A 17,616-nucleotide genomic window follows, 5' to 3' on the forward strand; every position below is an offset into this window, starting at 1 on the left:
TGTCATTCCTTGCCGGTTCTTGAGGCAGTGCGGATAGGGGCGAATAAAGTTCGCTGAAATGCATACAAGATGCATGCAGGGTTGTCATGCCGGGGAGGCGGGCCGGGGCCTGCGGCAAAAGGGCTTCACCCGAAATGGTGCGGTGGGCCGACGCGGAAAATCAACCCTTTTTATTCTGAGAGTCATTATCATGAATAACGCAACCTGTTTGATCCAGATCAAAGAGAATGGCCTGCGGCGGGTCTAAATCCCGTCGTGTGGCGTGTAAAGCCGAGACGGCAGCTGCGCCCACCCGATGGAGATCAGGACGAAAATGCGTAAACTCGCAATCAAATTTGCTGCAGCAGGCATTCTTGCGGTGCTGGCGGCCCCAGCCCTTGCCGAAAATATCGAAGTTCACATGCTCAACAAGGGCGCCGAGGGCGCCATGGTTTTCGAGCCCGCCTATATCAAGGCCAATCCCGGCGACACGATCACCTTCGTGCCGGTGGACAAGGGGCACAATGTCGAATCCATCAAGGACATGATCCCGGAAGGCGCGGAGAAGTTCAAAAGCAAGATCAACGAGAATTATGTGCTGACGGTTACGGAACCCGGCGCATATCTGGTAAAGTGCACTCCGCATTATGCAATGGGCATGATCGCGCTGATCGCCGTGGGCGACAGCCCGGCCAATCTCGAACAGATCGTTTCGGCCAAGAAGCCGAAGGTCGTTCAGGAGCGGCTGGAAAAGGTCATCGCCAGCGCCAAATAATGCGGGCCAGTAATAGGGGCCAGTAATACCGAAACTCGATGAGCCGGACTTGACCGGCTTCATGGCGAGGACATCATGACCAGACAGCCAGGCCTGCAGGCAGTACCTGCTGCGATGCCATCCGATCAAAAAGGTATGCCGCGCGGACTGAAGATGACCGGTCCCGTCCTCCTCAGCTATGGCTTCCGCCCATTCTTTCTGGGCGGAGCCATATGGGCCGTTCTGGCCATGCTCTTCTGGATATTGTCGCTCACTCTTGGAACGCCGTTGGGCGGTTCCTATGGCGGGCTGAACTGGCACGCCCATGAAATGGTGTTCGGTTTTTCTTCCGCCGTTCTCGCAGGCTTTCTGCTGACCGCCATTCCGAACTGGACAGGCGGCCTGCCGGTATCGGGCACACCGCTCGCCATTCTCTGCGGGGTATGGCTTGCAGGACGGCTCGTCTTTCTCGAGCCTGACCTGATCGATGTGCGCTTTGCAGTCGCTGTCGAAAGTCTGTTTCTGCCCTCGCTGCTTTTCATCTGCGCGCGGGAAATCATTGCCGGGCGCCAATGGAAAAACCTGAAGGTGCTGGTTGGCGTGGCAACGGTGATGGTTGCCAATCTCGTCTTCCATTATCTGATCCTGACCGACGGTGACGTGGCATTGGCCGACCGCATCGGGGTCAGCGCCTATGTCCTGCTGGTTATGGTGATTGGTGGGCGCATTGTGCCAAGCTTCACCCGCAATTGGCTCAACAAGATGGGGGAGACGCGCTTTCCGGTGCCTTTCAACCGCTATGACGGTTTCAGCATTCTCGTCGGAGTGGCTGCCTGTATCGGCTGGATCGCCGCTCCCGACCAGACGATAACGGCGGTACTGGCGTGGATTGCAGCCCTGTTTCACATCGTGCGGCTTTACCGCTGGCGGGGATGGTCTGTGGCGCGGGAAAAGCTGCTGCTGGTTCTTCATGTCGCCTATGCGTTCATCCCGCTCGGTTTCATCGCCATCGGTCTCTCGGCCATTGATCGCCTCAATCCCTATTCCGCACTGCATGTTGTGACGGTGGGTGCGATCGGCTGCATGATGCTGGCGGTCATGACGCGGGCCACCCGCGGCCATACCGGGCGCGAACTGACGGCATCGCCCGTCACGCAGGCCGCTTATCTCTGCCTTGTCGCGGCGGCGTTGATCCGTCCGTTGGCGGAAATCATGCCGAATTTCTTCCACACCATCCTCGCCGCCTCGGCCTTGCTCTGGATGGGCGCTTTCGGGCTTTACGTTCTGGAATATGGTCCGATGCTGTTACGCGAGAGACGCCAGCGCATGGCGGGCGCGTAATCCGCCCCATCGCAAGGATCATTCAAATGACAGTCCGCGGTCGCCCGCGGGCTGTCTTTTTGTTTTGCGGGGGTGAGTCGCGGCGCCGATCCTGCGATTCTGCCCGTCCAAAGGGCCTGAAACGGGGGTGTGGAAAGAAAAATCACACTCAAGATCACATTTAAATCGTTATAATGTTATGACCATATTGTTATGCTTTTGAAACGGTGTTACCGGAATTGGTGCCCGGGAGGCTGGTCCTGAAGGGACCGCGCAAACCCGGGCAGCACGAGCGCATTGCATCCAGTCGGCGTAACGCCCGCGTTGCATAATGCGCCGTGGCTTTGTTGTTTATACGCATGCCGGTGCCGGAACCCGGGTTTCGCCTTGCCGGAAATGCCTGAGACTTTGCATTTGGCAAGGAGGTTGCCGCCGATGAATTTCGCCCCGCCCGTATCAGATATGCTGCAACTCGCCAACTGCATTCGCGCTCTCTCGATCGATGCCGTCGATGCCGCCAATTCCGGCCATCCGGGAATGCCACTCGGCATGGCCGACGCCGCAGCCGTTCTGTTCTCGAAGCACCTGAAATTCGACGCGTCGGCCCCCAACTGGGCCGACCGCGACCGCTTCGTGCTTTCCAACGGCCATGGCTCGATGCTGCTTTACAGCGCGCTCTATCTGGCGGGCTACAAGGACGTGTCGCTCGATGAGCTGAAGAACTTCCGCCAGTGGGGTTCTAAGACCGCCGGTCACCCCGAATATGGCCATACCGAAGGCGTCGAACTGACCACCGGGCCGCTCGGTCAGGGCCTTGCAAGCTCCGTCGGCATGGCAATCGCCGAACGCGCGCTCGCCGACCAGTTCGGCAAGGATATAGTCGATCACCGCACCTATGTTTTCTGCGGCGACGGCTGCCTCATGGAAGGCGTGGGCCAGGAGGCGATCTCTCTCGCCGGGCATCTTCGCCTCGGCAAGCTGATCGTGCTTTATGACGACAACGGCATCACCATCGACGGCAGCACGGAAATCGCCTTCACCGACGATATTCCGGCCAAGTTCAAGGCGTGCGGCTGGAATGTCGAAAAGGTCGACGGTCACGATCACGACGCCATCGATGCGGCGTTGACGCGCGCCAAGGCTCAGGCCGACCGCCCGACGCTGATCGCGCTCAAGACCGTCATCGGCTATGGTTCGCCGAACCGCGCCGGTACGAGCGGCGTTCACGGCGCTCCGCTTGGTGCCGCCGAAAATGCGGCCACCAAGGCAGCGCTCGGCTGGACGGCGGAAGCCTTTGAAATTCCTGCTCCCCTGCTCAATGCCTGGCGCGAAGCCGGTGCCCGTGGCGCGTCGGAACGCGATGCATGGCAGAAGCGCGTCGATGCGCTGCCCGCAGCCGAACGTGCCGAATTCGACCGCCGGATCGCCGGTGTCCTGCCGGAAGGCTTCGCTGCGGTTGTCGCGGACGCAAAGCAGCGCCTTCTCGACAAGCCGCAGAATGTCGCGACCCGCAAGGCAAGCCAGATTGCGCTTGAAAGCCTGACGGCGGCGCTCCCGGAAATGATCGGCGGCTCGGCTGACCTTACCCATTCGAACCTCACCCGCGTTCCGGCTGTCGACAGCGACTTCACGCCGGAAAAGAGCGGCCGCTATGTGAGCTACGGCGTGCGCGAGTTCGCAATGGGTGCGGCCATGAACGGCATTGCGGTCCATGGCGGCTTCATTCCTTACGGCGGCACCTTCATGGTGTTCTCCGATTATGCCCGCAACGCCATCCGGCTCTCGGCTCTGATGGGCGTGCGCGTCATCCATGTGCTGACGCATGACTCCATCGGTCTTGGCGAAGACGGCCCGACCCACCAGCCGGTCGAACATCTGGCCAGCCTGCGCGCCATGCCGAACCTGCATGTCTTCCGCCCGGCGGATACGATTGAAACGCTGGAATGCTGGGCTGTTGCGGTTTCCGATCCGAACACGCCTTCGGTTCTGGCCCTGTCGCGCCAGAACGTGCCGCAGTTGCGCACCGACAATGGCGAGAATCTTTCCGCACGCGGCGCCTATGTGCTGCGTGAGGCGAAGGGCGAACGCCAGATCACATTGCTTGCCACGGGCACCGAAGTCTCGCTCGCCGTGAAGGCTGCCGAAAAGCTTGCTGAAGAAGGCATCGCAACCGCGGTCGTCTCCATGCCGAGCTGGGACCTGTTCGAAAAGCAGAGCAAGGAATACCGCAAGGGTGTTCTGGGCGATGCGCCGCGCATCGCTGTCGAAGCTGCGGGCAAGTTCGGCTGGACACGTTATGTCGACAGCGAAGACGATGTGATCGGCATGGACGGCTTCGGCGCTTCGGCCCCTGCCGAGGTGCTTTATGAGAAATTCGGCATTACGGCCGAGGCGATTGTCGCCCGCGCCAAGTTCTTGCTGGAGCAGGGCGAATGACGATGGCTGGCAATTTTTCTCCGCTGGTTCTGGTGGGCGACAGCGAGCGCGTGGAAGCCGAAGCGGTCGGCGCCTATCTGGACAACTGGGCTGGCAAGGATGGTCTGCGTCTTGCGACCGCCGATGCGATCAAGGCCATTCTGGCGGGCGCGACACGGCTTGCCGGTCGCATTGCTCGCGGTTCGCTTCCCGGCGATCCGGGCAAGCTCGTCGGCGTCAACAGCGATCAGGACCAGCAGAAGTGCATCGATGTCGGTTCGCACGACCTGTTCGTCGAGCTGCTGATTGCTGCGGGCGCGGCCTCAATTCTTTCCGAAGAAGCGGACCTGCCGGTGGCTGGCAAGGCCGATGGGCTGATCGCCGTCGCCATCGACCCGCTCGACGGTTCCGGCAATGTGGGCCTCGGCGCACCGCTTGGCACGATCTTCTCGATCTTTCCCGCCGATGTGGAAGAACCGTTCCTGCAGCCCGGCAACCGCCAGCTCGCCGCCGGTTATGTGTCCTACGGCAATTCGGTCGATCTCGGCTTTTCGGTCGGCGAAGGCGTGATCTTCGCGACCTTCGATCCGGTGAGCGGGATTTTCCATATCACGCGCCGCAATGTGACGTTGCCCGAGCGCACCTCCGATCTGGCGTTCAACGCATCCGTTTATCGCCACCTTTCGGCTGGCATGAAAGCCTATGTGGATGATGCCTATAACGGCAAGGACGGTCCGCGCGGGCGTAACTTCAACATGCGCTGGCTTGGTGCTGCGGTGGGCGACATGCACCGCATCCTGCAGCGCGGCGGGCTGTTCTTCTACGTGAACGACAGCCGCCCCGGCTACGAGAAGGGCCGCCTGCGGCTCGTCTACGAAGCCAATCCGATTGCTTTCCTCGCCCGTGAGGCGGGAGGCAAGGCGACCGACGGTTCGAGATCCATTCTCGATATCGTCCCGCAAACCTATCACGAGCGCAGTGCGCTGGTGTTCGGCGTTGCCGAAGAGGTGGACATCCTCGGCGAGTACTTCGCGAAATAACCTGACCTGACATCGCCTGGAGCATTGCAAATGCTCCATCCAATTGTTTTGCAACGCGCATCCTGTTCCGAAAACCGTTTCACACTTTTCGGGATGCGCTCTAGGAGGCTAGAAATGGCGCGCATTACGCTGCGGCAATTGCTCGATCACGCCGCTGAAAAGGGTTACGGCGTCCCGGCATTCAACATCAACAACATGGAACAGGCTCTGGCCATCATGGAAGCGGCGGATGCCGTCGATGCGCCGGTGATCCTGCAGGCTTCGCGCGGCGCGCGTGCCTATGCCAACGACATCATGCTTCGCCACATGATGGACGCGGTGACGGAAATCTATCCGCATATCCCGGTCTGCGTCCACCTCGACCATGGCAATGAAGCCGCAACCTGCATGACCGCCATTCAGGCAGGCTTCACCTCCGTCATGATGGACGGTTCGCTGAAAGCCGACGGCAAGACCCCGGCCGACTGGGACTATAACGTTTCGGTCACGCGTCAGGTCAGCGAGATGTCGCATCTGGGCGGCATCTCGGTGGAAGGTGAACTCGGCGTTCTCGGTTCGCTCGAAACCGGCATGGGCGATGCCGAAGACGGCCACGGCGCGGAAGGCGTGCTGTCGCACGACCAGCTTCTGACCGATCCGGACGAAGCCGTGAAGTTCGTGCGCGAAACCAAGGTCGATGCACTGGCGATCGCCATGGGCACCTCGCATGGCGCCTACAAGTTCAGCCGCAAGCCGGACGGTTCCGTGCTCGCCATGCATGTGATCGAGGAAATCCACCGCAAGCTGCCGAACACGCACCTCGTCATGCACGGCTCGTCTTCCGTGCCGGAAGAATTGCAGGAAATCATCAACAAATATGGCGGCCAGATGAAGCCGACCTGGGGTGTTCCGGTCGAGGAAATCCAGCGCGGCATCAAGCATGGCGTGCGCAAGATCAACATCGATACGGACAACCGCATGGCGCTGACCGGCCAGATCCGCCGCGTCCTGCAGGAAGACCCGAGCGAGTTCGATCCGCGCAAGTACCTGAAGCCGGCAATGGCTGCCATGACCAAGCTCTGCAAGGAGCGTTTCGAGCAGTTCGGCACTGCCGGTCATGCCGCCTCAATCCGTCCGATCCCGCTTTCCGACATGGCAAAGCGTTATCGCGATGGTTCGCTGGACCCGAAGTTCAGCTAAGTTCTGCTGTTTAACCAAGTCTTGCTGAGACTTGGTTAAGCCCGTGCGGCGATTGAGCATCTTCAGGGCGTGATGCGTTAGCATCTTAGCGCCTTGCTATAAGCTAAATGAAAAGCGGAGGGGAAATCCTCCGCTTTTTGTTTGCACGGTCGAGGGTCTTGATAATAATTGATAAGAAATCTATCTTGTCACTATCGCAGAGCGATGGAGGCAGGACAGATGATCAGTGCAGAACTTGGCAAGCAGCTTGAAAGCTACGTACAGGACCTTGTCGATACGGGACGATACGGCTCGAAAAGTGAGGTTCTGCGTGAGGGCGTGCGCCTCGTTCAGGAGCGGGAAACCCGTCTTGCTGCGCTCGACGCCTCCATCATGCGCGGGGTCGCCGACGCTGATGCAAGCCGGACAGCCGGCGCGGAGGACGTTTTCGGGGCCTTGCGTAAACGCTATCAGGCAATGTTGCCGGACACGACCGAATGAAGGTCCATTTCACGGACGAAGCGACGAATGACCTCCTGCGGATAGGCGATTATATCGCGAGGGACAATCCGCTCAGAGCTTTATCCTTTATCGATGAAATGGAACGGGAATGCCTGGCGATTGCCGCCTCTCCAAAGGCTTTTCCCAAGGTGCCCCGATATGAAAAGCAGGGCATACGCCGAAAGGTTCACGGCAATTATCTGATCTTTTATCGCCTTGATGGTGAGCAGGTGATTGTCGTCCACATCCTTCACGGTGCAATGGACTTTGCTGCCGTCATTCCGGAAAGCTGAACCGGTTTCGCCACCGGCCCGAAAAGCGGAAGCGTTTCGGGCCGGGACGTCAAATAAGGGCGATCAGCCCTTGTTGTATTTCGCGTCGACTTCGTTGATCGCGTTGACGTTGCCAGCCGAACGGCCGTTTTCGTCGAAGGTCTGTGCGAGGAAGGCGTCGGCAATCGTCTTGGCCACTTCCGAGCCGATGACGCGGGCGCCCATGGTGATGATCTGGGCGTTGTTGGAAAGCGCTGCGCGTTCTGCCGAATAGGTGTCGTGCGTGAGCGCGGCGCGAATGCCCGGAACCTTGTTGGCTGCGATGCACACGCCGATGCCGGTGCCGCAAACGAGGATGGCGCGGTCATAGGTGCCGTCGAGAACTGCGGAAGCCACGCGGTCGGAAAGGTTGGCGTAGAATGCATCCGCGCCAGCATCCGTGCGCGAGATTTCCGAAACCTCGAAACGGTCCTTCAGATAGTCGGCGAGAACCTTGGCCAGACCTTCGCCGGCGCTGTCGCCTGCTACTGCTACTTTCATGGGATTGCTCCTTTAATTGGATTGAATCTTTCTGGCGCACTTGTCCAAAATGTCGAGATAGCCTTCCACGTTCCACGCCGAGCGGCCGATGAACAGGCCGTCGATATGCGGGCAGGCGATGAGTTCTTCGCAATTGCCGGGATTGACCGAGCCGCCATAGAGGCAAGGCACGCGGCGTCCGAGCACACTTTCGGCAACCGCGATGATTTCGGCCTGCCGCGCGTCGGCATAATCGGCGGAAGCGGGAATGCCGTTCTCGCCGATGGCCCATACGGGCTCATAGGCGAACAGGATTTCAGCCTGTTTCTGGTCGTCGGAAAGCCGGGAAAGAGCGCCGCGCACTTCTTCTTCCAGCACTTCAGCCGCGCGTCCGCTTTCGCGGTCTTCCAGCGTTTCGCCGATGCAGATGAGGGGGATCAGGCCGTGGCGCACGGCGGCTTCGACCTTGAGGCCAACCGTTTCGTTGGTCTCGCCGAAATGCTCGCGGCGCTCCGAATGGCCAAGCTCAACGATGTCGAGATTGCAATCTTTCAGCATCAGCGGTGAAATTTCGCCGGTCCATGCGCCCTGATCGGCCCAGTGCATGTTCTGCGCGCCGACCTTGACGGAGGTCCCCGACAGGATTTCCTTCACTTCGCGAACGGCGGTGAACGGTGGAATGACAAAGCGCTGGATATCGGCGGAACGACCGCCATCGGCAGCCTTCAGCGCTTCGGCAAAGGCGCGGGCCTCGGCCAGCGTCTTGTTCATTTTCCAACTCGTTCCAACCCAGAATCTGCTCATGCGTAACTGTTCCTAGTCTGCTGCTATTGTCAGTCTGATCCCGGCCTGCTCGAGTTCGTCCAGTATGGCGGCGCCGGGTGATGAATCGGTGATGATCGCGTCAAAATCGGAGAGATTTGCCATGACGTGGAGGGCAGGGCGCCCGAACCGCTGGTGATTGACCAGAAGGCAGGTGCGGGCCGCGGACGCCGTCATGGCGCGCTTGGTGCGCACCACGTTTTCATCCATGTGATAGACAAGCTGCCCGTTGACGGCGGGCGACGAAACGAAAGCGATGTCGGCACTCAAATGCGACAGCGCTTCTTCCGTCAGTATGCCGAAAAAGGCGTTGAACTTGGCTGAATAGGTTCCGCCGAGCGCGATCAGATTGATCCCGTTCTCGCCCTTCAGCTCATCGACGATGACGGCATTGTTGGTGATGACGGTCAATGGGCGCTTTTCCAGCAACATGCCGCCGAGGACAGCTGCCATGGAGCCGTCATTGACCATCACGGTCATGCCGGGTTCCACCAGTTCCAGCGCGGCGCGGGCCATCTTCTGCTTGGCTTCGCCGTCCTGCCGCTCGCGGAAACGAAAATCGCTCTCGAACTGGGTGCCGGTATCGATGGTCGCGCCGCCGCGCACCTTGCGCAGCACGCCGGAATGTTCCAGCGAATCCAGATCGCGGTGGATCGTCATCTTGGAAACAGCAAACCGGTCCGCCAGATCGTCGAGGTCGACGGCCTGATTTTCGATGAGAAGGTTTATGATCGCCTGTCGTCTGTCGTCGCGCTTCACGCTGTTTCCGATCTCATTGGCGGAACATTTATCGCATGAAGTTAGATCACAAAATCACAAAAAAATCCACGAGAAAAATGTGATTTTGTTATTTTCCATCTGGCTGTCGGATAAGAGCCCTTGCGGTGCGCTCATCGGTGATGAGGCCGTAAAGCCGGCCGCTTTTCAGCACGGCGCGAATGGCGTCAGCCTTGGAAATTCCGCCGGCCAGCCCGATGATTCGGCTCATATCAGCGTTTTCCACCGAGGCGGCGATGGTGCGGGCGGTGAGCGCGGTTTCGAGGCGCTGGCCGTTTGCATCGAAGAAATGGCCGAGCATTTCGCCGACGCCGCCGAGGTTCGCAATCTCCTCAACTTCGCTCAATTCTATCATGCCGGATGTGACGAGCTGCGCCTGCGCATCCACCGTGCCGATGCCCACGATCTTCAGTTCGGCGCGGCAACCCATGTCGAAAACCGTGGTGACGCCGCGCTGGGCGAGCAGCACTTCACGGTCTTCCGCCGTGTTGGCGAAAAAGGGAACCGGCATCACATAAGCGGGCATCCCCGTCTTTTCCGCGATGCGGTGCATCACATCATGCGGGTTGGCGGCGAAATTGCGCGTCAGGCCGCCCAGCAGGGATACGAAACGTACATTGCTGGCCGCGACACGCGGCATATAGCTGACGGCGGCAGAAAGCGTGCGCCCATGGCCGATGCCGATGACTTCGTGATCGCCGTGCTCGATCTCGCGGCGCAGAAAATCCGCCCCGGCATGGCCGAGGACCATCAGCGGCAGGCCTTCCTCGCCAATGTCGGGCGCAACCTCGCAATAATCGAGGCCGTACATGTCGGCGAGGCGGTTTTCGAGGTCGATGCATTCGGTAATGTCACCGTCGATACTTACCTTCACCGCACCATCGGCGACGGCCTTGGCAATCAGGCGATGCGCCTTCACCGAAGGCAGGCCGAGGCGCTTGGCGACGGCTGACTGGGTCATGCCGCCCACAAAGTGAAGCCAGGCGGCGCGCAGCGCCAGTGAATCGTCAGCATCTGCCATTGAAAACGGTCCGGTTCCTGAAATTACCTATATTTTCAAGTCCTTGGCGCCGGTGTCAATGTGGGGAGCCCAGAAAGCCACACTTTCCGCAATCTGCGGGATGACTTCGCGGTCGTTCGGCTCGCGCTCCTTGAAGGAAAGCTCCAGGCAGATTTCATTATCAACCGCGCCGCCTTCGGCAAAGGCTTTGAGGAGTGGTTCCGGCTGGATGCGGCCCTTGGCGTTGAACGCGGCGGTGAACGGGCGATGCCCGCCCTTGTCCATCAGGCTCTGCTTGATGTGAATGATCGGCGAGACCTTCGGCACGGCCCGCGCCCAGGCGTAAGGGTCATAATCGTCCGGGTTGGACGAGGTGACGTCGCCATGGTCGATGTCGGCCATCATCCACATGGGGATCGCCATGTCGGCGGCGGTGAGGCGATCCTGAAGCTTCATGCATTCGGCAATCGTCTCGCCGAACTCGCGCCCGATGCTCATCGGCTCCCAGAACACATAGTCGAGACCGGCGCCAGCCGCATGTTCGGCCACTTCGGCCCAGCAGTCGATGGCGATCTTGATCAGGTCTTCGCGGCGCGCCGGATCATCGAAATCCTTGTAGGTGAAGATAGCGAACTGCGTACCGACCGACTTGCCGCCAAGGTCGCCGATAATGTCGGCAAAGGTCTTGAACCAGTCGACATAGTAGCGGCGCACTTCCGCATCGGGATGGCCGAAATGGTTGAGGCGGCCATAGGGGCCGGTCATGCCCGAAGTGACACGGACGCCGGTGCGCTGCAAGGCCTTGTCCATGTCGCGCGTCAGGCGACGGATGGTCGAAGCCTGCCAGCTCGGATTGATGAATTCATGGGTCAGCTGGAGGTCGCGCAGGCGCAGGTCGCGGGCAACCGTTTCGATCAGGTCGCCCGGCTCGGCAAAGCGGTTCACAAGCGGATTGGTATTCAGCGAAAGCGTCAGCGCCATGATGTGTCCTCAAGCGACGATTTTAGCGTTGTCGAACCATTCCACGAATGCGGCGCGTTCGGCTTCTGTCAGGTGCAGGTAATGCTTGGTGCGGCGATAGAGAATGTCTTCCGCCGTCTTCGCCCATTCTTTTGCCACCAGATAGCGCACTTCCGCTTCATGGAAGTTGCCGCCGAAATGACGGCCAAGCCCTTCGAGGTTCTGCGCGCCTGCAACCACGTCCTTCGTGCGTGCGCCATAGAGACGCCCGTAATGATGGACGAGCGTGCGCGGCATCCACGGATAGGTGTCGCGCAGGGAATTGGCGAAGGTTTCATAATCGGCATTGGCGATTTCGCCGCCGGGAAGCGGTGCGCCATGCGTCCAGTCGCCGCCCATTTTCGGGAAAATGTGCTTGAGGCGATGCATGCCGCGTTCCGCCAGTTCGCGGAAGGTGGTGATCTTGCCGCCGAAGACGTTGAGCAACGGCGCATCGTTGGTTTCATCGAGGTCGAAGACGTAGTCGCGGGTGACGGCGGAAGGATTGCCCTTGCCGTCGTCAAACAGCGGGCGCACGCCGGAGAAGGAATGCAGCACGTCTTCACGCCTGAGCTTTTCCTTGAAATAGCGGTTCACGGCGGTCAGCAGATATTCGATTTCCTTCTCATCCGCCGCAACATCTTCGGCGCGCCCTTCATAGGCGATGTCGGTGGTGCCGATCAGCGCCTTGTCGCCCTCATAAGGGTTGATGAAGATCACGCGCTTGTCGTGGTTCTGGACGAGATAGGCATTCGCGCCCGACCAGAATTTCGGAACGATGATGTGGCTGCCCTTGACGAGGCGCACATTGCGCGACGAGTTGGAACCGGCGACATTGTGAATGACATCCGTGACCCATGGTCCGGCGCAGTTGACGATGCAGCGCGCGCGGAATGTGCGGGTCTCGCCCGTGTCGCGGTTCTTCGTTTCCACGATCCAGCCGCCTTTCTCGCGACGTGCGGAGACGACAGGCGTGCGGGTGAGGATGGTTGCGCCCTTTTCGGCAGCGCCCACCGCATTGAGGGCCACGAGGCGGGCATCGTCCACCCAGCAGTCGGAATATTCAAAACCCTTGGTGTATTGGTCGAGGATCGGCGTGCCTTCCGGGTCGCGGCGCAGATCGAGCGTGCGCGTGCCGGGCAGCTTCTTGCGGCCACCGAGATGGTCGTAGAGGAACAGGCCGAGCCGCACCAGCCAGGCCGGACGGTCCTGCGGGCTGTGCGGCAGCACAAAACGCATCGGCCAGATGATGTGGGGAGCGGCGTTCAAAAGCACTTCGCGCTCGATCAGCGCTTCCCGTACGAGGCGGAATTCATAATATTCGAGATAGCGCAAGCCCCCATGCACCAGCTTGCCGGAGCGCGACGAGGTTCCCTGCGCCAGATCGTCCTTTTCCGCCAGCACGACCTTGAGGCCGCGCCCGGCAGCGTCGCGGGCCACGCCCGCGCCGTTGATGCCGCCGCCGATTACAAACAGGTCGCAGGTTTCCGGTTCAGCCATTTCAATATTTCCTTATTTGCCGGAAGCGAGCTTGTCCCAGACCGGCGTCAGAGCCAGTCGCGCTTCCCGATAGGCAACGAAAAGTTCTTCATAATGCCGTGCGCGCGCCGCATCCGGGGCTTCGCCCGCGCCCAGCAGCGGTTCCACCCATTCGGCGATGCAGTCGTCCATGGTCGGATAGGCGCCGATGGCCACGGCGGCCATCATGGCAGCACCCGCCGCGCCCGCTTCCTCGCGGGCCGAAACGCGCACAGGCGCGTTGACGGCAGCCGACAGCGTGCCGCGCAGCGCCTTCGAGCGGGCAGCGCCGCCGGTGATGCGCAGTTCGGCAGGCATTTCGCCCATTGCCGCGTAGCAATCGCGCGTCGCCATGCCGAGGCCTTCCACGACCGAACGCACCAGTTCCGGAAAACGGTCGCGGCTGGAAAGCCCGATGAAACCGGCCCGCGCATCGGCATTGACAAAGGGGCCGCGCTCGCCAGCTTCCGAAATATACGGGTGATAGAGGATGGCGCCGGGACGGCTGGCATTGAACCAGTCATCGAGGCGGGGAATGAGATCGCCAAGCGAAACCGGCTTGTCCGGCGTCGACATGAGATCGGCTGCGACCTGCAATATCCAGTCGATATTGATGGTCGCGCCCATGTTGGTCTGCACCTGCGTGACGATGCCGGGGATCGGCAGCGCGATGACGTAGCCGGTGCCTTCCTTGTTCAGATGAATATCGGCCACCGGCTTTGCGCGCATATGCACGCCGGTGGAGCCGATGGTCGAGCATCCGGCGTCAGCCGTACCGCCGCGCACGCCCGCACCAAGCGCAGTCATCGCCATATCCACATAGGCAAGGCTCACCGGCGTCCCCGCCCGCAGACCCGTTGCAGCCGCCGCTTCGGGGGATAGCGGATGCTGGACTTCGGTGCCGTCGATGATCTCCGGCAGCAATCCGCGGCGCTTCGTCAGGCCGAGGGCCTCGATCACCACGTCATCATACTGACGATTGCGGAAATTGCCGAAGGTGAAGCTTGCTTCCGACGGATCGGTGGCGCGAACGCCGGTGAGATTGAGATAGAGCCAGTCCTTGCAGTGAAGGGCTGCTTCCGCATTGTCCAGAAGCTCCGGCGCGGTGGCGTCCATATGCGCCATCTGCGAGCCCTGCTGGCAGGTATTGAGTCCCGTGCCGGTCGCTTCAAAGCGCGCGCGGTTCATGGGCCCGGCGGCAAGCCGCGTGACGGTGGAGGCGGCGCGGGCATCAAGCCACAGCCAGGCGTCGCCAACCGGCTGGTTGCCGTGGCCCACAAGCCAGGTTCCGTCGCCCTGTCCGGTGACGGCAATCGCCGCGGTGCGTTCGGCAAGGCCCGGCAACTTGGCGCCGAGATCGCGCAAGGCGCGCGCGCAATCCTGCCATGTCTGGGAAAGCGACTGGGTAACCGCGCCATGGTCGCCGGTATCGTATTTGTTGCGAACCGCCGCGGATTCGATCTGGCGTCCGCTGAGGTCGAAAGCGACTGCCTTGAGCACGGACGTGCCCGCGTCGATCCCGATGATGATGTCACCTGTCTTACGCATGGCGGATATCTGCCTTCATTGACATTTGGATTCCTCCCGCGACTGAAAATACATCGCTCGCGGCCCCGTTTATAATGAAATCGGGCAATGGCGTAAGCTGGAGATAACATAACGCTATCACCTTGTCTGTAAAATTTTCGAGAGTGCGCATTTTTTTTCACCAAAGAGTGAATGTGGAGAAAATCGCTATGCGGCGGCTTGCGGTTTTGTCCGGGTTCTTCCGCGATATGTTGAGCTGTCTTCTATGTTGGCTTCAATTTAAATATTTGAATATAAATGATAATTTAAGTGACGCGGATTGCTGATCCATCCGGGCTGGCGATGAATGTCAAAGCTGCGAATAACGCGCCCGATAACGGATTATGTAGTGGATTTCGCTGGATCGTGATCGGGATTCAGCGCGAAATTATGCTAATTCACCGGCGTTTGGAAAACATCCGATTGACAGCTTTGGAGCTTTATAACATCATTATTGGAGTTAATAACACGCCGCTATCATAAGTTCCGATGGGCGGCGCATCTGTTCCAGGATGCACGGAGGAGCGGGGCCCTGGAATTCACGTGGAGGATATCATGATCTCGTCTGCCGCATCTTGCACCGCTCTCGCGGAGGCTTTCGCCTACCCGGCAGGCGTGATGGTCGAGGATGATCTCCGGGCGGTCTGAATTCAGCCGCATCTTCTGTTTCTATAACGACAATCCGGCAGAATTGCTGAAGGCGTTTGATAATGAGTGCACAAACCAGTCAAGTTTCACAAAAACCCGCCAAGCTGAGCCGCGCCATCGTCTGGAGCGTGATCGCTGCGGTTGTGGTTGTCGGCGCGATTGCTTTCGACACGAAGGTCGTGAAGATCGGGTCTGATTCCGATGTGCGCCAGCAGGCTTTCTCTCCCGATGCCTATGGCGCAACCGAATTTCCCAAGGTCAAGGCCAGCGTCGAGCAGCGCGCCGTCGATGCCGTGGAAGTCGGAACGGCTCTCGCTGCCGATAAGGCTGCAGCCGGAAAGAAATATGGCGTGGGCGACGTCAATCCGGTCATCCCGGTCAAGTTCACCGGCGTCGTGGAAGAGCGCAAGTCCAACTACAATGTCGTGAAGGTTGAAGGCCTGCCGGAAGGCATGGCGATCCGCATCCAGACCGGCCCCGCCGTCAACGGCACGGACCTGCGCGATGCCACCGGCGAAATCCAGTTCGGCCAGTTCAAGAACCAGATCGAATATCAGAACGCCGGTTCGGCGCTGAACAACGAGATGAAGAAGCAGGTGCTTTCGGGCGTCGATGTAGAAAACCTGACGGGCAAGACCGTTTCGGTTGTCGGCGTGTTCAAGCTGGTCAATCCCAAGAACTGGCTCGTCACGCCTGTGGGGCTCGAAGTGAAATGAGCACCGCTCCCAAAATCGAAGGCAAAAACGGCGATGTCGTTCTTGCCGCGCATAACGTCGCCAAATCCTACGGTCGCATTCATGCCCTGAAAGGCGTGAATTTTGAAATCCGCCGTGGTCAGGTCACGACGCTTTTCGGCGAAAACGGCGCCGGGAAATCCACCTTGATGAAAGTGCTGTCCGGCGTCATCCAGCCGACTTCCGGCACGATCATTCTCGACGGCGAACCGGTGACGTTCAACTCGTCCACCGAAGCGCGCGACCACGGCATCTCGATCATCCATCAGGAGCTGAGCCTCGCGCCCAACATGAATGTGCGCGACAACATCTTCATGGGACGCGAGATCCGCACCGCCACCGGCGTCGATTTTGCCGAGGAAGAACGGCTGACGCGCGAGCTTCTGGCCGAACTGGAAGAAGACATCGACCCGCTGACGCCGGTCGAGGAACTGCGTCTCGGCCAGCAGCAGGTGGTGGAAATCGCCCGCGCGCTTTCGGTCAATTCGCGCATTCTCATCATGGATGAGCCCACTTCGGCGTTGAGCGCCTCGGAAGTGGAAGTCCTGTTCAAGGTCATCCGCGACCTGACGGCGCGTGGCGTCGCCATCGTCTATATTTCGCATCATCTGGAAGAAGCGCTGCAGATCACCAATCATGCGGTTGTGCTGCGCGACGGAACGATGACTGCCTATGCGCCGCGTGAGGAAATCGATCTGGAATGGATCGTGCGCAACATGGTCGGCGAGAACTTCGATCTCGGCTCGCCGCCCACCGGATATGAATGGGGCGATGTGGCGCTTTCTGTCGAAAACCTGACCGTTCCCGATCCGGGCGGCGCAGGCTTTTCGCTGGTCGACCGCATGTCGCTCAATGTGCGCGCCGGTGAAATCGTCTGCATCTACGGCCTCATGGGGGCTGGTCGCACGGAATTGCTGGAAACCGTTGCCGGTCGTCTCAAGGCTAGCGGGGGACGCGTGCTCCTGAAAGGGCAGGACGTTTCCGGCCTCACCATCGCGCAGCGCATCGAGCGGGGCCTTGTGCTGGTGCCGGAAGATCGCCAGCGCGACGGTCTCGTGCAGACGATGACGGTCGGCAAGAACCTGTCGCTCGCCAGCATCGCCGAGATGACCAAGGGCCTTTTCACATCGCGCAAACGCGAGAAACAGATTGTCGATCAGTCGATCCGGAATGTGCACATCAAGACCGATGGCGGCGAAGCGGCAATCGGTTCGCTTTCCGGCGGCAACCAGCAGAAGGTCGTGATCGGCAAGATGCTGGCGACCGAGCCGGAAGTCATCCTGCTCGATGAGCCGAGCCGCGGCATCGACATCGGCGCGAAGGCGGAAGTGTTCAAGCTTCTGGCCGAAAAGGCGAAGCAGGGCCTGGCCGTCGTCTATACGACCTCGGAAGTCGGCGAATGCCTCAGCATCGCTCATCGTATCATCGTCATGCACCGTGGACGCATCTCCGCCGAATTCGGATCGGACGTGTCCAAGGAGAAGATCATGGCCGCCTCGGGCGAAGCCATGGTCGGTCATTAGAGCATTTCCAGCAAAAGTGCGAAGCGGTTTTGCGTAGGATAATGCGTAAAAACAAATAGATAGAGCGGTTC

16 protein-coding genes and 1 pseudogene are annotated in these 17,616 nt (G+C 60.0%); 9 read left to right on the plus strand and 8 right to left on the minus strand.

Translation table 11 applies throughout. The features are described 5' to 3' along the window. Positions 1 to 313: 313 nt before the first annotated feature. The 7 genes from OINT_RS13345 to OINT_RS13375 all read left to right on the plus strand — a co-directional run bounded on the left by OINT_RS13345 (position 314) and on the right by OINT_RS13375 (position 7,460). On the plus strand, positions 314 to 754 hold the full coding sequence (locus OINT_RS13345) for a pseudoazurin (RefSeq protein WP_006473392.1): 441 nt from the start codon (positions 314 to 316) through the stop codon (positions 752 to 754). 75 nt (positions 755 to 829) lie between these two features. Further along, complete coding sequence (locus OINT_RS13350; protein WP_006468367.1) at positions 830 to 2,074, plus strand: NnrS family protein; 1,245 nt, start codon at positions 830 to 832, stop codon at positions 2,072 to 2,074. Positions 2,075 to 2,488: 414 nt separating this feature from the next. Continuing rightward, positions 2,489 to 4,489: a transketolase gene (gene tkt, locus OINT_RS13355; protein ID WP_025092109.1), complete on the plus strand. Its 2,001-nt coding sequence runs from the start codon at positions 2,489 to 2,491 to the stop codon at positions 4,487 to 4,489. Continuing rightward, positions 4,486 to 5,508, plus strand: coding sequence for a class 1 fructose-bisphosphatase (locus OINT_RS13360; RefSeq protein WP_006468369.1), 1,023 nt, complete (start codon positions 4,486 to 4,488; stop codon positions 5,506 to 5,508). The genes tkt and OINT_RS13360 overlap by 4 nt, the downstream gene beginning before the upstream one ends. A 114-nt stretch (positions 5,509 to 5,622) precedes the next feature. Next, complete coding sequence (fba, locus tag OINT_RS13365; RefSeq protein ID WP_006472452.1) at positions 5,623 to 6,687, plus strand: class II fructose-bisphosphate aldolase; 1,065 nt, start codon at positions 5,623 to 5,625, stop codon at positions 6,685 to 6,687. Positions 6,688 to 6,906: 219 nt separating this feature from the next. Further along, a complete protein-coding gene (locus OINT_RS13370; protein ID WP_006472453.1) occupies positions 6,907 to 7,167 on the plus strand; it encodes a type II toxin-antitoxin system ParD family antitoxin in 261 nt (86 codons plus the stop codon). Next, the gene (locus OINT_RS13375; RefSeq protein WP_006468373.1) at positions 7,164 to 7,460 is read left to right on the plus strand and encodes a type II toxin-antitoxin system RelE/ParE family toxin; all 297 of its coding nucleotides are present in this window, start codon (positions 7,164 to 7,166) and stop codon (positions 7,458 to 7,460) included. The genes OINT_RS13370 and OINT_RS13375 overlap by 4 nt, the downstream gene beginning before the upstream one ends. Positions 7,461 to 7,523: 63 nt before the next feature. Here OINT_RS13375 and derI read toward each other — a convergent pair whose 3' ends face one another. The 8 genes and pseudogenes from derI to OINT_RS24105 all read right to left on the minus strand — a co-directional run. Next, positions 7,524 to 7,979, minus strand: a complete 456-nt coding sequence (derI, locus tag OINT_RS13380; RefSeq protein ID WP_006468374.1) for a D-erythrulose-4-phosphate isomerase — start codon at positions 7,977 to 7,979, stop codon at positions 7,524 to 7,526. 12 nt (positions 7,980 to 7,991) lie between these two features. Continuing rightward, positions 7,992 to 8,762 carry a triose-phosphate isomerase gene (locus OINT_RS13385; RefSeq protein WP_006468375.1) on the minus strand — a complete coding sequence of 257 codons (771 nt, stop codon included), beginning with the start codon at positions 8,760 to 8,762 and terminating at the stop codon, positions 7,992 to 7,994. A gap of 12 nt (positions 8,763 to 8,774) precedes the next feature. Next, entirely contained in the window at positions 8,775 to 9,539 is a 765-nt protein-coding gene (locus OINT_RS13390; protein WP_006468376.1) for a DeoR/GlpR family DNA-binding transcription regulator, read from the minus strand. Between the two features lie 88 nt (positions 9,540 to 9,627). Next, positions 9,628 to 10,578, minus strand: coding sequence for a sugar-binding transcriptional regulator (locus OINT_RS13395; RefSeq protein WP_006468377.1), 951 nt, complete (start codon positions 10,576 to 10,578; stop codon positions 9,628 to 9,630). Between the two features lie 27 nt (positions 10,579 to 10,605). Beyond that, positions 10,606 to 11,538: a sugar phosphate isomerase/epimerase family protein gene (locus OINT_RS13400; protein ID WP_006468378.1), complete on the minus strand. Its 933-nt coding sequence runs from the start codon at positions 11,536 to 11,538 to the stop codon at positions 10,606 to 10,608. 9 nt (positions 11,539 to 11,547) lie between these two features. Continuing rightward, positions 11,548 to 13,056 (minus strand): glycerol-3-phosphate dehydrogenase, encoded by a 1,509-nt coding sequence (locus tag OINT_RS13405; RefSeq protein WP_006468379.1) that lies wholly within the window; start codon positions 13,054 to 13,056, stop codon positions 11,548 to 11,550. 12 nt (positions 13,057 to 13,068) lie between these two features. Then, positions 13,069 to 14,622, minus strand: a complete 1,554-nt coding sequence (locus tag OINT_RS13410; RefSeq protein WP_006468380.1) for an FGGY-family carbohydrate kinase — start codon at positions 14,620 to 14,622, stop codon at positions 13,069 to 13,071. Between the two features lie 631 nt (positions 14,623 to 15,253). Further along, positions 15,254 to 15,371, minus strand: a pseudogene (locus OINT_RS24105) (ATP-binding protein); the annotation flags it as partial. Here OINT_RS24105 and OINT_RS13415 point away from each other — a divergent pair. Next, positions 15,351 to 16,004, plus strand: coding sequence for a DUF2291 family protein (locus OINT_RS13415; RefSeq protein ID WP_006472454.1), 654 nt, complete (start codon positions 15,351 to 15,353; stop codon positions 16,002 to 16,004). The pseudogene OINT_RS24105 and the gene OINT_RS13415 sit on opposite strands and share 21 nt — an antisense overlap. Further along, entirely contained in the window at positions 16,001 to 17,545 is a 1,545-nt protein-coding gene (locus tag OINT_RS13420) for a sugar ABC transporter ATP-binding protein (protein WP_006468385.1), read from the plus strand. The genes OINT_RS13415 and OINT_RS13420 overlap by 4 nt, the downstream gene beginning before the upstream one ends. Positions 17,546 to 17,616 lie beyond the last annotated feature (71 nt).

The sequence above is a fragment of the Brucella intermedia LMG 3301 genome (assembly GCF_000182645.1).
GTDB lineage: Bacteria > Pseudomonadota > Alphaproteobacteria > Rhizobiales > Rhizobiaceae > Brucella > Brucella intermedia.

Coding starts and splice junctions, on each gene's coding strand:
- tkt (WP_025092109.1), top strand. CDS start 2,489: ATGAATTTCGCCCCGCCCGTATCAGATATGCTGCAACTCGCCAACTGC.
- OINT_RS13415 (WP_006472454.1), top strand. CDS start 15,351: ATGAGTGCACAAACCAGTCAAGTTTCACAAAAACCCGCCAAGCTGAGC.
- OINT_RS13375 (WP_006468373.1), top strand. CDS start 7,164: ATGAAGGTCCATTTCACGGACGAAGCGACGAATGACCTCCTGCGGATA.
- OINT_RS13405 (WP_006468379.1), bottom strand. CDS start 13,056: ATGGCTGAACCGGAAACCTGCGACCTGTTTGTAATCGGCGGCGGCATC.
- OINT_RS13345 (WP_006473392.1), top strand. CDS start 314: ATGCGTAAACTCGCAATCAAATTTGCTGCAGCAGGCATTCTTGCGGTG.
- derI (WP_006468374.1), bottom strand. CDS start 7,979: ATGAAAGTAGCAGTAGCAGGCGACAGCGCCGGCGAAGGTCTGGCCAAG.
- OINT_RS13360 (WP_006468369.1), top strand. CDS start 4,486: ATGACGATGGCTGGCAATTTTTCTCCGCTGGTTCTGGTGGGCGACAGC.
- OINT_RS13370 (WP_006472453.1), top strand. CDS start 6,907: ATGATCAGTGCAGAACTTGGCAAGCAGCTTGAAAGCTACGTACAGGAC.
- OINT_RS13410 (WP_006468380.1), bottom strand. CDS start 14,622: ATGCGTAAGACAGGTGACATCATCATCGGGATCGACGCGGGCACGTCC.
- OINT_RS13395 (WP_006468377.1), bottom strand. CDS start 10,578: ATGGCAGATGCTGACGATTCACTGGCGCTGCGCGCCGCCTGGCTTCAC.
- fba (WP_006472452.1), top strand. CDS start 5,623: ATGGCGCGCATTACGCTGCGGCAATTGCTCGATCACGCCGCTGAAAAG.
- OINT_RS13400 (WP_006468378.1), bottom strand. CDS start 11,538: ATGGCGCTGACGCTTTCGCTGAATACCAATCCGCTTGTGAACCGCTTT.
- OINT_RS13350 (WP_006468367.1), top strand. CDS start 830: ATGACCAGACAGCCAGGCCTGCAGGCAGTACCTGCTGCGATGCCATCC.
- OINT_RS13385 (WP_006468375.1), bottom strand. CDS start 8,762: ATGAGCAGATTCTGGGTTGGAACGAGTTGGAAAATGAACAAGACGCTG.
- OINT_RS13420 (WP_006468385.1), top strand. CDS start 16,001: ATGAGCACCGCTCCCAAAATCGAAGGCAAAAACGGCGATGTCGTTCTT.